This is a genomic window from Microbacterium sp. ZXX196, assembly GCF_009709595.1.
GTDB classification, from domain to species: domain Bacteria; phylum Actinomycetota; class Actinomycetes; order Actinomycetales; family Microbacteriaceae; genus Microbacterium; species Microbacterium excoecariae.
Genome location: NZ_WMEE01000005.1, coordinates 73,736 through 88,510, shown reverse-complemented (window position 1 = coordinate 88,510; position 14,775 = coordinate 73,736). Strand labels below are relative to the sequence as shown.

General features: G+C 71.3%; 10 protein-coding genes. 3 read left to right on the top strand and 7 right to left on the bottom strand.

What is annotated here, in order from left to right; genetic code table 11:
- Window positions 1-121: 121 nt before the first annotated feature.
- Entirely contained in the window at window positions 122-457 is a 336-nt protein-coding gene (locus tag GJQ66_RS06755) for a helix-turn-helix transcriptional regulator (RefSeq protein ID WP_058631822.1), read from the bottom strand.
- Entirely contained in the window at window positions 447-1,565 is a 1,119-nt protein-coding gene (locus GJQ66_RS06750; RefSeq protein WP_230379397.1) for a tyrosine-type recombinase/integrase, read from the bottom strand. The genes GJQ66_RS06755 and GJQ66_RS06750 overlap by 11 nt, the downstream gene beginning before the upstream one ends.
- A gap of 232 nt (window positions 1,566-1,797) precedes the next feature.
- On the opposite strand from GJQ66_RS06750, the gene purS reads away from it, so the two are divergent.
- Entirely contained in the window at window positions 1,798-2,046 is a 249-nt protein-coding gene (gene purS, locus GJQ66_RS06745; protein WP_155048597.1) for a phosphoribosylformylglycinamidine synthase subunit PurS, read from the top strand.
- On the top strand, window positions 2,043-2,750 hold the full coding sequence (gene purQ / locus GJQ66_RS06740; RefSeq protein ID WP_368732753.1) for a phosphoribosylformylglycinamidine synthase subunit PurQ: 708 nt from the start codon (window positions 2,043-2,045) through the stop codon (window positions 2,748-2,750). Before purS ends, purQ begins: the two co-directional genes overlap by 4 nt.
- Before the next feature lie 130 nt (window positions 2,751-2,880).
- On the opposite strand, the gene GJQ66_RS06735 is transcribed toward purQ, so the two are convergent.
- From GJQ66_RS06735 to GJQ66_RS06725, 3 genes are all read right to left on the bottom strand, one after another.
- Complete coding sequence (locus GJQ66_RS06735) at window positions 2,881-7,911, bottom strand: glycoside hydrolase domain-containing protein (RefSeq protein ID WP_155048596.1); 5,031 nt, start codon at window positions 7,909-7,911, stop codon at window positions 2,881-2,883.
- Window positions 7,912-7,988: 77 nt separating this feature from the next.
- Window positions 7,989-11,324 carry an immunoglobulin-like domain-containing protein gene (locus GJQ66_RS06730; protein WP_196215827.1) on the bottom strand — a complete coding sequence of 1,112 codons (3,336 nt, stop codon included), beginning with the start codon at window positions 11,322-11,324 and terminating at the stop codon, window positions 7,989-7,991.
- 132 nt (window positions 11,325-11,456) lie between these two features.
- Entirely contained in the window at window positions 11,457-12,095 is a 639-nt protein-coding gene (locus GJQ66_RS06725) for a BMP family ABC transporter substrate-binding protein (RefSeq protein WP_155048594.1), read from the bottom strand.
- Between the two features lie 97 nt (window positions 12,096-12,192).
- On the opposite strand from GJQ66_RS06725, the gene GJQ66_RS06720 reads away from it, so the two are divergent.
- A complete protein-coding gene (locus GJQ66_RS06720; RefSeq protein ID WP_155048593.1) occupies window positions 12,193-13,122 on the top strand; it encodes an NAD(P)-dependent oxidoreductase in 930 nt (309 codons plus the stop codon).
- Window positions 13,123-13,211: 89 nt separating this feature from the next.
- On the opposite strand, the gene GJQ66_RS06715 is transcribed toward GJQ66_RS06720, so the two are convergent.
- Both GJQ66_RS06715 and GJQ66_RS06710 read right to left on the bottom strand, forming a co-directional pair.
- A complete protein-coding gene (locus tag GJQ66_RS06715) occupies window positions 13,212-13,763 on the bottom strand; it encodes an NTP transferase domain-containing protein (protein ID WP_155048592.1) in 552 nt (183 codons plus the stop codon).
- Between the two features lie 28 nt (window positions 13,764-13,791).
- A complete protein-coding gene (locus tag GJQ66_RS06710; RefSeq protein WP_155048591.1) occupies window positions 13,792-14,742 on the bottom strand; it encodes an aldo/keto reductase family oxidoreductase in 951 nt (316 codons plus the stop codon).
- Window positions 14,743-14,775: the final 33 nt, after the last annotated feature.

Here is a 14,775-nt window from a genome sequence, read left to right as displayed (position 1 = left end):
ACTGGCGCGACCGTATGCACGATCTCAGTGAGTCGCTCGGGAGAGATCTCGGGAACGAGAGGGCGGACGAGAGCGACGACTTCAGCGACTCGCGGCAGCTGCGGAGGCTTGGCCACCGCGGCTACTTCGTACGCGGCCGACGGATCGCCGCGCGAACAGGACGGAGATCACCGATCGCCCCCCGTGTCGCCTCCTCACCCACCGCCACCGGGGTCGAGGCCTCCCGGCGAGTGATCGTCACGAGATCGTCGAGCGAGCACTCCAGCGCATCGCACAACGCCGCCAACACGTCGAGACGCACCCGCTGGGGCGGCTGAGTCACCAGCCGATACACCTGCTCCCGGGACAGGTCGATGCCGCGCTCTTCGAGTAGGGGTTTCAGTTTGGAGGTCTGGAAGATCCCGCGCGACGCCATCACGCTGCGCAGATTCCAGCCGGTGTCGAGCTCAACGGTCATCAGCTTCTCCTTCGATGAGGGCCTTCAGCGCTTCGGCGAGCACACGGTTCTTGTAGTCCGAGCTGACGGAGGCGTAGATCGAGGTCGTCGAGGCATGCATATGCCCGACCTGCTCTTGGACGAATCGATCGGCGTACCCGAACTCCAGAAGGTGTGTGACATAGGAGTGCCGGAGGCTGTGCAACGTCAGGTCCTTCGACAGGCCGGCTTCATCACGCAACTCTGCGAACCTCCGATCGAGATACCCAGCAGACAGACGCGTGCGGCGCTCGGTCACCCAGAGCGCGTCGAGGTCGTCTCCGGGCGCGAAACGGGCCCGGGCCTGCTCGAGCCATTGCTGCATGCCGGGGACCCACCAGTCGAATTCCGGCACCAGCAGCACCGTGCGACGTCGTGGCGCGCCACCGCCCGCCGCCTTCGCCCATCGCACGTGGACCCCGCCGTAGCGGCCCCACTGGCGCATCTTCGCGTTGTGGTGCAAATCGACGGTATCGAGCATCACCGCCTCAGTGCGGCGCAGACCGAACGCGTAGACCGTCTTCAGCAACTGGGCATCCCGCAACGCGCCGAGCGCACCCTTTCGCCCGGAACTCACGAGCAGCTCGACGCGGGCGTCGGCCGTATCGAACAGGCGCTCGATCTCGTCGTACGTGAACGGGCGACGCTTCCCATGGCCTTCGAACTCGAACCGGTGCGCCACGGTGTTCCACGGCAGGCACACCTGCGAAGGGACCTCCCCAAACTCGCGATCGCAGATCTCCATCCAGTCGTACAACGGGTTCGTGAGGTAGTCACAGAACCCACGGATAGACCCATGGTTGGCGCGCATCGTCGACAACGTCCGAGTGCGACCGCCAGACTGAGCAGTGAACTCATCCACATCCGCGACAGTCCACCTCCAAGGCGGTTTGTCCACGAAATCACGGAACCGTGTCACCGTCGCCGTCCGGTTCCGGATCGTCTGCTCACGGAGCCCGCGCGACAGCTGCTGGTTCCGCCAACCATCGATCATCGCACTGAAAACCTGCGCTTCCGGGTTCGCCAGTGCGACGTTCGATGCTGACGTGATCAGCCGAAGCGCCGCTGGAGAAGCCTCAAAATCTTGCATTAGATGCAACAAAGTATGGGACAGTGCATCACTGTGTCAACCCAGATCTCCGCATCCGCGAGATCACGCTGTTATGGGCGGAACACTTCGACACCGAAGGAGCCGAATAGGTATCGATTGCAAGCACGGACAGTTGCATTCACTGCAACATGCGAGGGTTCGTTCCGCGGAGCGAGCCGCCCGCGGATAGAATCGATGCGCACACCCCGCCCGCGACATCCGGAGCTCACACATGCCCACCATCGTCGTCGACGTCATGCCCAAGGCCGAGCTGCTGGATCCGCAGGGCAAGGCCGTCACCGGATCTCTGGATCGCCTCGGCCACGGCCGCTTCGAGAACGTGCGCATCGGCAAGCGCATCGAGATGACCGTGACCGGCGAGGTCACCGACGAGGTGCTCGCGGAGGCGAAGCTCGTCGCCGACGAGGTCCTCTCCAACTCGGTCATCGAGGACGTCGTCGGCATCGAGGTCGTCGAGTGACCGCGCGCATCGGCGTCGTCACCTTCCCCGGATCCCTCGACGACCGCGACGCCCAGCGCGCCGTCCGCATCGCGGGCGCCGAGCCAGTCGCGCTGTGGCACGGATCGCACGACCTCGACGGTGTCGACGCCGTGGTCCTGCCCGGCGGTTTCAGCTACGGCGACTATCTGCGCGCCGGCGCGATCGCCGCGCTCGCGCCCCTCATGAGCGAAGTCAAGGACGCGGCGGGACGCGGGATGCCCGTCCTCGGCATCTGCAACGGCTTCCAGATGCTCGTCGAGGCGCACCTGCTGCCCGGCGGCCTGATCCGCAACGCGCACCAGCAGTTCATCCGACGCGACCAGAAGCTCGTCGTCGAGAACGCGGACACGGCGTGGACGAACGCGTACGAGGCGGGACAGGAGATCATCATCCCCCTCAAGAACGCCGACGGCGGCTACACCGCCGACGCCGAGACGCTCGCGCGCATCGAGGGCGAGGGGCAGGTGGCCTTCCGCTACCGGGGCGTGAACCCCAACGGATCCCTGAACGACATCGCGGGCCTGACCAACGAGCGCGGCAACGTCGTGGGCCTCATGCCCCACCCGGAGCACGCCGTGGAGGCCGGGTTCGGCCCCGACACCGCCGCCGCCATGCGGTCGGGCGTCGACGGGCTCGGGTTCTTCCAGAGCGCCATCTCGGCCCTCGCGGCGCAGGCGGCGTAAGCCCCCGGCGGGCGCCCCGGCGCCTCCCCGACCCACACAACGCAGCCAATTTTCGGGCGTCCCGGCCGCTTCGCGCGGATCCGGGGCCATCGCGACGAAAATTGACTGCGTTGTGTTGTGTGGCGGGCGGTTAGGCGCGGCGGCGGATCGCGAAGATCGCGCCCGCCGCGATCAGGAGTAGCCCCGCGAGTCCGCCTGCGACCCACACGCCCGCACGGTCCGCTCCTGTCGCGAGGAGGCCGTCGGTCGCGCCCGGGGTTGTTGCCGCCTCCGTCGTCGCGCCGGATCCGCTGCCCTCGGCACCCTCGGATCCGGAGCCCGCGCCGTCAGCTCCCGCGGCCGAGCCGTCCGCTCCGGAACCGGCGGATCCGCCCGCGTCGGGCCCCGTTTCAGCGCCGCCCGCTCCCGCGGCGTCGCCCCCGGAGCCGGAACCCGCGGATCCGTCGGAGCCCGCGCCACCCGAGTCCGACCCCGCACCGTCCGCGTCGGACCCGGGGTCGGACCCCGCCCCGGCGTCGCCGCCGGACCCACCGTCCGCGCCCCCGGAGCCGTCGCCCGGCTCCTCCGCGAGCGCGAGGCCCGCGATCCCGGCGCGCAGCCCGGATACCGCCGCATCGAAGGCGGCGTAATCCGCGCCGCCCGTCGTCGCCCGTGCGGCCACGAGAGCCGCGGCGAGCGCGTCGGCGCTCTCGCGGGTGTAGGGCGCCGTGTCGATCGCCTCGGCGCGCGCGATCAGCGCCGGGAGCTCCCGCACCGGCCGCCACTCGAGCTGCCCCGACGCGAGGCCGAGCACGCGCGCGGCCTCGTCGACGTCGGCCTGGTCGCTCTCGGCGAGGCCGGCGATGCGGCGAGCGTCGGCGAGCGCGGCCGCGAAGACCGCGAAGTCGATGGGGATGTAGCGCTCGGGAACCGCCTCGATCCCGCCCGCCTCGTCGATCGCCGCGAGGAGCGCCGTCCGGTCCACCGCCGGGACAGCCCCGGCCGCGGGCGCGAACTCGTACCAGTCGAGGTTCGACACGTACTGGTAGTCGCGGCCCGGGATCGGATCCGCGCGCATCACGACGACGAGCTCGTGGATCCCGGACACGGGCTCCGCCAGCTCGACGGTCGTCTCCTGCCACGCGCCCCACCCGCCCGTCAGCGGCAGGGCCACCTCCGCGACGGGCGCTCCGTCGAGGAAGAACTCGAGCCTCGGGTTCTCGCCCATGCGCTCGTCGCGGGTCGAGGTGCGCACGGTGAGCGCGGCGAGGGGGTCCTCCCCGAGGTCGACCAACGCGTAGGTGAGCTCACCGCCGTCCCACGTGCCCCCGACGTTGCCCTGCTCGGCCGTGCCCTCCTTCGCGAGGCCGCCGCCGTTGTCCGACGTGTAGGCCTCGGCCTGGATGCGCACCGGCGCGATCTCCTCTGCCTCGCCTCCCGCGGCGAAACGGATCCAGTCGAGGTTGATGAGCCAGGGATTCGTTCCCACCGTGCCCTCGAACACGACGTACAGGTCGTGGGATCCGGCGAGCGCGTCGCGCGCGTCGTCGTCGAGGGGCACGTCGATCGTGGCGTATCCGTTCCAGGTCGACGCCGTCGCGGGCGTGGCGATGGACTGCACGAGCGGTCCGTCCGGCGCGTCGAGCCGGAGTTCGAGCGTCGCATCGGCCGCGCTGCGCCCGCTGTTGTTCACGTAGCGGACGAGGACGCTCTCGGGAGCGGACCCCGCGAAGTCGAGCCCGGAGTAGGACAGCCAGCTCCCCGGCAGGACACCGCCGAGGTTCGTCAGGCCGGAGCCCGTCGCGTCGGTGCCGGACTCAACCTTGAGCGATCCGCCCGACCACGCGTCGAAGGCCTCCGCCTCGAGGAGGCGGTATGGCGTGGGCGCGATTTCGAGCGCGTCGGCCGCGCGTCGGAGCGCGGAGAACGCATCGCGCAGCGCGGCTTCGGTCGCGCCCTCGTCGGCAAGGACGCCGGCCGCCTCCTCGCGCGCCGCGTCGAACGCGGCGAACGCGGCGGGGGCGTACGCGCCCGGGACCACGAGACCCGCCTCGTCGGCGAGCTCTGCGAGGCGAGCGCGCCACTGCGGATCCCGGACGATCGCGAGCGTACCGAGGCCGGAGACACCGTCGCCGCGGAGTGCCGCGGCCGTCGTGCCCGTCAGTGCCTCGTCGGCGAACCGCAGCGCGAACGACGCGCGCTCGGCGTCACCCAGGTCGCCCGTGAGCGTCAGTGCGAGCGTCGAAGCGTCTCGCACCTCGGCAGCCGCGGAAATCGAGGCCGGGAGCCCCGGCAGCGCGAGCAGCCCGTCTGCCACGAGGTCGCGGCCCGCCTCGCCGGCGAACCGAGCGCCGCTCAGCGTGACAAGGAGCTCGGCGTCCACGACGCCCGCGGGAGTGGCGAGGACCCGGCCGGGCTCCGCGCGGAGCGTGGCCCCGTCGAAGGTCACCTTGAGCGCGAAGTCGCGCGAGCCGGTCGATGGCGGGGAGGCGAACGCCGCGTCGGAGACCGCGACGACGAGATCATCGACGCTGTCGAGCGTCCCCGAGGCCGCCGCCTGCCCCGCGAGGGCGAGCGTCACGGCCCGGTCGCCCTCGCGCACGGCGGTGAGGGTGAGCCCGTCGGGAACCCCGCTCGCCGTGATGGCGCCGGAGGCGACGAGGTCCTCGCCGTCGCGTCCCGCGAAGGATCCGTTGCGCAGCGTGAGGCCGATCTCGGTGTCGACGGATCCGTCGCCCGCGGCCGCCTCGGTGAACTCCCGCCCGCTCACGACGACGGCGCTCGCGGCGTCGTACACGGAGCTCGGGAGGTCGTCGCTCAGCGACGAGGGCGCGACGCCGTCCGCGGCCCAGCCCGACGGATCCGTCCCCATCGAGAAGACGAGGGACCCTCCGGAAGTGAGCTGGTCGTACGTGACCCACGTGCGGTCGAACGGCTCGCCGTTCAGCTCGGCGTCCTGAATGTAGAAGGCGTCGGGCGTGACGCCGCGGGCCGTGATGTCGAAGGTGCGCCCCGTGTCGTAGGTGATGCGCACGTTGTCGAAGAACGGCGTGCCGATCTGGTACTCGTCGGATCCGGCGTGCACGGGGAACAGCCCGAGCGCGGCGGCCACGAAGGTGGAGGACATGGTGCCCGCGTCGTTGTCCATCGTGGGGAGGAAGCCCTGCGGAGAATTGGAGAACACGCGCGTCTTGACCGCGGGCGTGAACTCGCCGTTCGACGAGGGCGCCTCGTGCGTGGAGCCCGTCGCGATGTACCGGTTCCAGGTCTCCTTCGTGTAGATGTTGCGGACCCAGTACTGGGTCTTCGCCGGCTCGCCGACGTAGTTGAACAGGTAGGGAGCCTGCAGGTCGATCTCGTTGGCGTTGGAGTGCAGCATGCGGCTGCCGTCGTCCGGCGCGTGCTCGCCGAACATGAAGCTGAGCGCCTCGCCCGCCTGTGCCTCACCGCCCATCAGATCGACCATTCCGCCCATGTCGCCCGCGGCGTACCAGTTGTACTGCCAGAGGGTGCCCTGGTACACGTTCCCCACCTCGAAGCGCTCCGGATCCACGTCCGCCCAGCGCCCCGCGGCGTCCTTCGGGAACACAAGACCGGAGCGCGTCCCGTCGGCGAGCGTCACGGCGTCCTCCCGGAAGAGATTCGTCCAGTTTGCGGCGCGGAGCCGGTAGGCGGCCGCGTCCTCGTCGCGGCCGAGCGCCTCCGCGATCGTCGCCATCGCCTGGTCGTCGTAGGCCGTCCCTAGGGTGTCGTCGACCTCGTTGGCGATGTAGCCGCGGCGTACATTGTCGGCGTCGGCGTAGCCGCCCGCCGACTGCGAGACGAGCGCGGGCCACGCGTCCGCGAGCCCGTCGAGCTCGGCGCCCTTGGCGACGGCGTCGGCGATCACGACGGCGGCGCGCTCGAAGCGCACGGTCGGCACCGCGTGCACGGTGCTCGAGAGGGACCCGCGCCCGCTGTCGGCGAAGGAGGCGTAGAGGTCGACGAGCGACTGCGCGATGTCGCGGAACACCTCCGGATAGCCGATGGCGAGGATCTCGTACTTGCGGAAGTCGTCCCAGAGCGCCCACCCGTCGTAGTGCGTGTACCCGTCGGCCTCGTGGATCGCCCCGTCCAGGCCGCGGTACGTGCCGCTTGTGCTCGTCGCGTTCATCGGCATGCCGAACAGGCGGTAGAGGTGCGTGTAGAACAGCGTCTGCAGCTCGCCGTCCGGATCGCTCGCGTCGGACGCGGTCACGGCGAGTCGGCCGAGGATGTCGTTCCACGCGTCCGACGTGTCCGCCCGCACCTCGTCGAACGTGCGCTCGCCCATCTCCGCGGCGAGGTCGATTTCGGCCTGCTCGGCGCTGATCGGCGAGACCGCCACCCGCAGTCCGACCTCCTCGCCAGCGGCGACGCCCACCTCGAGCACCGCGCCGATGTCGGTGCCGTCGCGGTGCGCGGCCGGGGTGAGGGATCCGGATCCGCCCCATGTCTGCACACCCTCGACCGCGTCGGTCGTTTCGACGCGATAGAACATCTCGTAGTCGTAGCCGTTGAAGTGCCCGCCGAACGCGCCGGACAGCGCGACGCGGCCGTCCGGGAGTTCCTCGACGTCGAGGGTCGCGGAGTTGCGGCGCGTGAAGTTGTTGCGCAGGTCGACGACGATCGACGCCGTGCCCGCGTGGGAGAAGGTGAAGCGGTCCTGGCCCGTCCGCACGTCGGTCGTCGCCTCGGCGAGGATCGTCGCGTCCCCCGCGCCCTCCAGGAGCGCGCCGTAGTAGCCCGGCTCGGCCTCCTCCTCGTCGTGCGAGAAGCCCGCCGCGTACGTCGACGTCGCGGGGCGGTCGGTGTAGGTCTCGTAGGTCGGCACGACGAGGAGGTCGCCGCCGCCGCCGGATCCGCCCACACCGTTGAGGTTCGTGTGCGTGAAGCCGGCGATCTGGTCCGCGGCGTAGTCGTAGCCGCTGTGCGCCCGGCCGGGCGCGGTCATGGGGTTGATCTTGACGATCGAGTTCGGCGCCTCGGCACCGGGGAGGTCCTGGCCGAAGTCGTCCTCGGTCGAGACGAAGGCGTTCACCCACTCCGTCAGGTCGGGCGCGGCGGGCGCCGGCTCGGCCGCCAGCGCCGGTGCGGGGACGAGCGTCGCGCCGAGGACAGCGGCGGCGGTCACGAGCGCGGACGCGCGGAGGGAGGGAGACATGCGTGTCTTTCTGAAGAGTGGGAGGGAGGCGTGGCACCGGCGCCGGGCCTTGGGGCCCGGCGCCGGTGTGGGTTGCGCTAGGAAATCGCGCGGCGGCGGGCCCAGAAGAGGACCGCGCCCGCGGCGAGCAGCAGAACGGCGATGCCGGCGGCGAGCACCGTGCCTGCCTGCTCGGCGCCCGTGGGGAGGAGGGCGTCGTCGGACGCCGCGTCCTCGTCCGTCGCGGCGTCCGCGACGGTGACGGTGGACCACCCGACGAGCTCGCCGTCAGCGTCGAGCACGGCGATGCGGTGCTCGCCCGCCGACAGCACGCCCGCGAGGTTCAGCGTCGCCTGGCCGTCGGCGTCCGCGAGCGCCCACCCGAGGCCCACGGGCGACGAGTAACCGTAGGCGTAGGCCCAGGCGCCGGGCTCGAGGCCCGTCAGGCTCAGGACGTCGCCCGAGACCGACGCGCCGATCACACCCTCGAGCGCCGCCGGGAGGTCGGCACCGTTCGCGACGGGGGCCGCCGGGGTGAAGGCCGGCCGCTCGTCCGCGGCGCCGTCACCATCCGCGCCCGAACCGGCACCGTCCGCGGTGCCCTCGGCATCCGCATCCGAACCGGACCCGTCCGCGGCACCCTCAGCATCCGCATCCGAACCGGATCCGTCCGCGGCGCCCTCGGCGTCCGCATCCGAACCGGATCCGTCCGCGGCGCCCTCGGCGTCCGCATCCGAACCGGACCCGTCCGCGTCGCCCTCGGCATCCGCGTCGTCGGCCGCGGCGACGACCGTCACCGTGCGCTCGTGCGTCGTCTCGTTGCCGCGCGCATCCTCCACGCGGTAGGTGAGAACGTAGGTCCCCGCGACTGCGACGTCGACCGTGCCCTCGATCGTGACGGACTCCGTGAGGATTCCGTCGACGTTGTCGACTGCCGAAACACCCTCGAGCGCGTCGAACGACGCACCCAGCTCGATCTCGCCGTCGGCGGGGACCGTGAGCTCGGGGGCGGCGTCGCGCGTCAGCACGACCTCGTCGACCACGCTGTTCACGGGGCTCTCGGCGCCGTTCGCCTCGCTGCGGAGCGTGCGCAGCGTCATGTCGCTGTCGGTTACCTCGATGACCGAGTAGTTGCGCACCTTCTCCTGGTTCATGACCGAGGAGTACCAGGCGTCCGGAGCCGTCGTGTTGTAGTACTTGGATCCGCTCGCCGAGTTGGCCGTGAGGTACAGCACCTCGCCGTCCTTCGCCTCGACCGTGGCCTGGCCCGCGATCTCCTGCGCGTCGGCGAGCTCGCCGTTCTCGATGAGGTAGCTGCGGGTGTAGTTGTGGTCGTGGCCCATGAGCACGACGTCGAACCCGAGCTCCGAGATCGTCTGCGGCATGTTCGTGCGGCGATCGAGGATATCGCCGTCGAACGCGTGCGACGCGACCGAGTAGATCGAGTGGTGGAAGGCGAGCACCTTCCAGGTGGCCTCGTCGCCGTGCTCCGCGATGACCTGCTCCATGAAGGCGTTGTGCGAGGCGTAGTCGCGGCTGTTCGAGTTGATGTTCAGGAACAGAACGTCCTTGTAGATGAACCAGTAGTCACCGCCGGAGCTCGAGCCGCTCGACGCCGCGCCGGCCGTGAGGTCCTCGTTCGGCAGGTTGAAGTGCTGCTCGTACGCCTTCGACCCCACGTCGTGGTTGCCGTTGGTCGCGACGAGCGGCACGCTCGTGAGCTGTTCCGGGGCGAGGAAGGCGCTGTACTCGGCCTCGCTGGAGGCGGTGTTGACCTGGTCGCCGGCCGAGAAAATCATCTCGGCGTCGGGGTAGCTCTCCGTCGCGATGTTCATCGTGTCGACCCAGCCGGCCTCGTCGTTAGCGAGGTTGCCGGACGCGCCGACCTGGGGGTCCCCGAAGAACAGGAACTCGAAGTCGCCCGAGAACGCCTGCGTGCGGAAGGTGTAGACGTCCGACCAGCCAGTGTCGTCGCTTCCGACGCGGTAGGCGTACTCCGTGTTCTCCGCGAGGTCCGTGAACTCGACGTCGCGGAAGAACTCACCGCTCGAGGTACCGCCCGCCGCGGACGGCTCGATGGTCGCGGCCGAGGCGGGGAAGACGCCGTCCGCGACATCCGCCGCCGGCGCGAGCTGCGCGACCTGCGCGACGTCGACGTTCGAGTACCAGGCGAGGTTGCGCGCGGCCTCCGTCTCGCCGACGCCGAGGACGACGTCCGAGATCTCGGCCGGTGCCGCGGCCTCGACGGGCGCGAGCTCCGAGAGGTCGAAGTAGATGTCGCTGCTCGACTCGCGGTCCTGGTAGAGCGCCACCGAGACGGTGTTCTCGCCCGCGTGGAGGAGCTCCGCCGGCACGTGGAACGAGCTCGTGATGGGGTTGCCGTTGCTGTTGCCCGCGTACGTCAGGTTCGGGTTGGCCGCCTCGTCGACGCGCCCGTCCTCGTACCCGGCCACCTGCTCGCCGTTGACGTAGATCCGGATCGCGTCGTCGTAGGTCACGGTGCCGTCGAGGGCGCCGATCTCGGCGAGCTCCGCCGCGGAGATGTCCACGTCGGTCCGGAAGTGGTACGTCTGGACCGTGTCCGAGGATCCGGGCTGGGTGTAGGTGAGCAGCGTGTTCGCGACGAAACCGCCGCCGAGGTCGGCCGCGCCGCGCTTCGAGCCGAAGCTCCCCGTGCCCGTCTTCCAGGCCGCGTCGTCGAAGTCGGCGAGCGTCCAGGAGAGGGATCCGTCGCCGGAGGGATCCGTGTTGTTGTCCGAGTAGCGCCAGGTCGAGTCCGTGTCGAGGTACGCGTCCGGGAGCTCGATCGGCGCGGGGCCGAACTCGAACCAGTCGAAGTTGCCGACGTAGGGGTGCGCGTCGTCGGTCGTCGCGTGCATCACGACGATGAGCGTGTGCTCGCCGGTCACCTCGGCAGGCAGGTCAACGGACACCGTGTCGTAGGCGTTCCAGTTCGACCCCGTCACGGGCAGGTCGACGGTCACGAGCTTGTTCGCCTCGGACGTGTCGTCGAGGTAGAAGTCGAGCGAGGCGTTCTGCCCCACGCGGCTCGAGTTGTTGACGTAGCGCACCGTGAGCTGCTCCGGTGCGATCTCGCCGAAGTCCACGGCGTCGTACGAGATCTCCGCGCCGTCCCAGGTGCCGCCCACGTTGCCGAGCGACTCGCCGACCGCGTCAGTGGACGTCTCGGTCTTGGTGCCGCCGCCGTTGTTGCCGGTGTAGCTCTCGGCCTCGATTCGGAGGGCCTCGGCGACGGTGCCGTCGCTCGCGGCCTGCGCCACGGGTCCGGTCGCGGCGGACGCCGGGAGGGTGACCGCCGCAAGGGAGCCCGTCGACAGCGTGAGGAGGAGGGCGCCGGCGATGCCGCGCCGCCCCAGGGGGATCCGTGCCGTTCTGGCCGCGCCGTCGGGCGGGGCCGGTCTGCTGCTATGCAAGGTGTCACATACCAATCTCGAGTTGTCTTCGTCTGTGCGGAAGGTCGCCGAGGCGCCCCGTGTAACGGTGGAGACCGGGTGTGGCCCGCACGCGATATTTTGTGGAACGTTGCGTAACGCGCAGGCGAAGGGTTACCCCGCGCTCAGCAGAATCACGCCGCCGGTGTCCCCCGCCCAGACCGCGTCGAGGCCCGCGACGAGCGCCGCGCGGGCGCGGGAGTCCGTGACGGTGCTGGGGTCGAGCGCTCCGTCCGCGCTCGCGGCGGATCCGCGCGACGTCGCGCCGTCCCACACGACGGCGGTGACGTTCTCGGTCGGCTCCGCCACCTGCGCGCCGACGAGGAGGAAGGACCGATCGAGGAGCTGGGCGGACTCGAGCGAGAACACGTCGACGACGCCGGCGCCGAGGCCGACCACGACGTCCGGATCCGCCGCGAGGGCCTCCGCGAGCGCCGCGGCTACGCCGTCCGCGTCGGGCGTCGGCGCGGCAAACACGTCGGCGTCGACGCCCGCGTCTGCCGCCAGCGCCACCGCCGCGTCGCGCATCGTGGCTGCCCCGGCCTCGTCCGCGCGGAGCACGATGGCGAGCGTTGCCCCGGGGAGGGCGGGAAACGCGTCCGCGTCCGGCGGCGCGGCGAGCGTCGTGGCGCCGGGGACGGGGTCCGCGGGGAGGACGGGTGCGGCCGCGGGCGGGGCGGGATCCGCCGCTCCTCCGCAGCCCGCCAGGACCGCAAGGAGGAGGAGCGGGGTGGCGGCGCGCAGGATCCTCATCCGGGCAGTGAACACGGCGGCCTCGCCGTCCCGGTGACGCACGGGTGTCCGCCCGGTGAACGGCCGGCAGGGGCCCCGCCGGCGATACGCTCGCACCATGACCTCCTCTCTCGTCGTTTCCGTGCCCACCCAGCAGCTCGCCGAAGACGTGCGGGCGCTCGTCGACCCCTCGCTCGGCATCGAGATCGTGCTGTGGGAGGACGGAGAGGCTCCGCGCGACGACATCGGCATGGTCGTGCCGCCCTACATGAAGCAGGGATCCATGCTGCGCGCGCTGGAGACGATCCGGCCGCGCCTCGTGCAGGGCCAGGCGATCGGCTTCGACGGCGTCGCGGACGTCCTGCCCGAGGGCCTCGTCTACGCGAACGGCACGGGCGTGCACGAGACGGCCACGGCGGAGCTCACGCTCGGCCTGCTCCTCGTCGCCCAGCGCGGCCTCGACGACGTCGTGCGCCGCCAAGATCGTGCCGAGTGGCGCGCCGAGTGGACGCCGGGCCTCGCGGACAAGCGCATCGTCCTGCTCGGCTACGGCGGCGTCGGCAAGGCGATCGCGACCCGACTCGCGCCCTTCGAGGTCGACGTGGTGCCCGTGGCGTCCCGCGCCCGCGTCGAGGACGGCGTCGAGGTGCACGGCATCGATGAGCTGACCGGCCTGCTCGCGGGCGCGGACATCCTCGTCAACGTCCTCCCGGGCGGCCCCGCGACGCGGCACCTCATCGACGACGCCGCGCTGGCCGCGCTCCCCGACGGCGCCCTCGTCGTCAACGTGGGCCGCGGCCCGACGTTCGACACCGACGCCCTCGTCGATCACGTCACGCGCGGACGGATCCGCGTCGCGAGCGACGTCTTCGACCCCGAGCCGCTGCCCGCCGACCACCCGCTGTGGGGCCTCGACGGCGTGTTCGTCGCGCCGCACGTGGGCGGGCTCTCGGCCGCCATGCGCCCCCGCATCGCGCGCCTCGTGGCGAGCCAGGCCGAGCGCCTCGCCCGCGGCGAGCGCCCGGCCAACATCGTCCTGGGCGGCTGAGCCCCCGCACGCCCCCGCCCCCAGACAAGTCCACATTTCTCCGGCACGTCTCCGTGGAATCCACGGAGACGTGCCGGAGAAATGTGGACTTAGGGGCGAGGGGTGTCGATGTCCTCGCCCGAGAAGAGGTCGTCACACGGGATCTCGCGGACGCCGTGTGACGCGAGGTAGCTGCGCGCGCCGCGGTCCCCCGCGAGCTGCGCGGCGAGCGGGGCGACGTGCGCGGATCCGATCAGCACGGGATGGCCCGGCCGGCCCCCATACGTCGCCTGCACGAGCGCGTCGGGGCCCTCGGCGGCCGCGAGGATCCGCGCCACCGCCGCCGCGGGCAGGTCCGGGGTGTCGACGGGGATAACGAGCACGGATCCGCCCGCCGCGGCCAGGGCCGCCCGGAGCGTCGCGGACACGCCGCGCTCCCAGTCGGCCGCGTGGACGACGCGCGCGCCCCGCGGGACGAGGGCGCGCGCGTCGTCCGCCCGGGCGCCGAGGGCGACGACAACGTCGGCCACGCCGCCGCCCGCGAGCGCGCGCACAGCGCGCGCGAGCCACGGCGTCCCGTCCGCCGCCCGGGCGAGCGCCTTGGGCCCGCCGAAGCGCCGCCCGGCGCCGCCGGCGAGCACGACCCCCGTCACCGCATGCATGCCCTCACGGTAATGGGACGAGCACGGCTCAGGGAACGTTGTGCCCGGCCGCGCGGATGAGCGAGTACCACTCGCCGCGGGTCAGCGGCAGGTCGCTCCCCTCCGCCGCCGCGGTCACGCGCGCCGGCGTCGTCGTGCCGAGCACGACCTGGATCCCCGCGGGGTGGCGCGTGATCCACGCGACGGCGATCGCCATCGGATCCACGCCGTACTTCGCGGCGAGCCGATCGATCTCGGCGTTCAGCTCCGGGTACTCGGGCGAGCCGAGGAACACGCCGGTCCCGAAGCTGGCCTGGAACGGCGACCACGCCTGCAGGGTGATGCCCTGGATCCGCGCGTACTCGACGAGCCCGCCGCCGTCGCGGGTGATCGCGTCGTCGACGTCGGCCATGTTGGCCGAGAGGCCCTGGGCCACGAGGGTCGAGTGGGTGATCGACAGCTGCACCTGGTTCGCGACGATCGGCTGCGTCACCGCCGTCTTCAGCAGGTCGATCTGGCGCGGCGTGTGGTTCGAGACGCCGAAGCTGCGCACCTTGCCGGAAGACTCGAGGTGGTCGAACGCGCGAGCGACCTCCTCGGGCTCCACGAGCGCGTCCGGCCGGTGCAGCAGGAGGACGTCGAGGTAGTCGGTCTTCAGCGCCGCAAGCGAGCGCTCGGCCGAGGCCACGATGTGGTCGTACGAGTGGTCGTAGCCCCACGGATCCGAGACGATGCCGGTCTTCGTCTGCAGGACGATGCCCTCCCGCTCCGACGGCGACAGGCCGAGCGCGTCGGCGAACCGCTGCTCGCACAGGTGATAGCCGCCGCCCGGGTGGTTGAACCCGTACAGGTCGGCGTGGTCGAAGAAGTCGATCCCCGCCTCCCGCGCCGCGGTGTACAGCTCGCGGATCTCCTCGTCAGACTTCTCGGGGATCCGCATCATCCCCGCGACGACGTTCGGCACCGAGGATCCGGTCGATCCCCACGCAACACTTCGCATCGTTCTCCCGATGTGATCTCGGCGGGGCCGGTC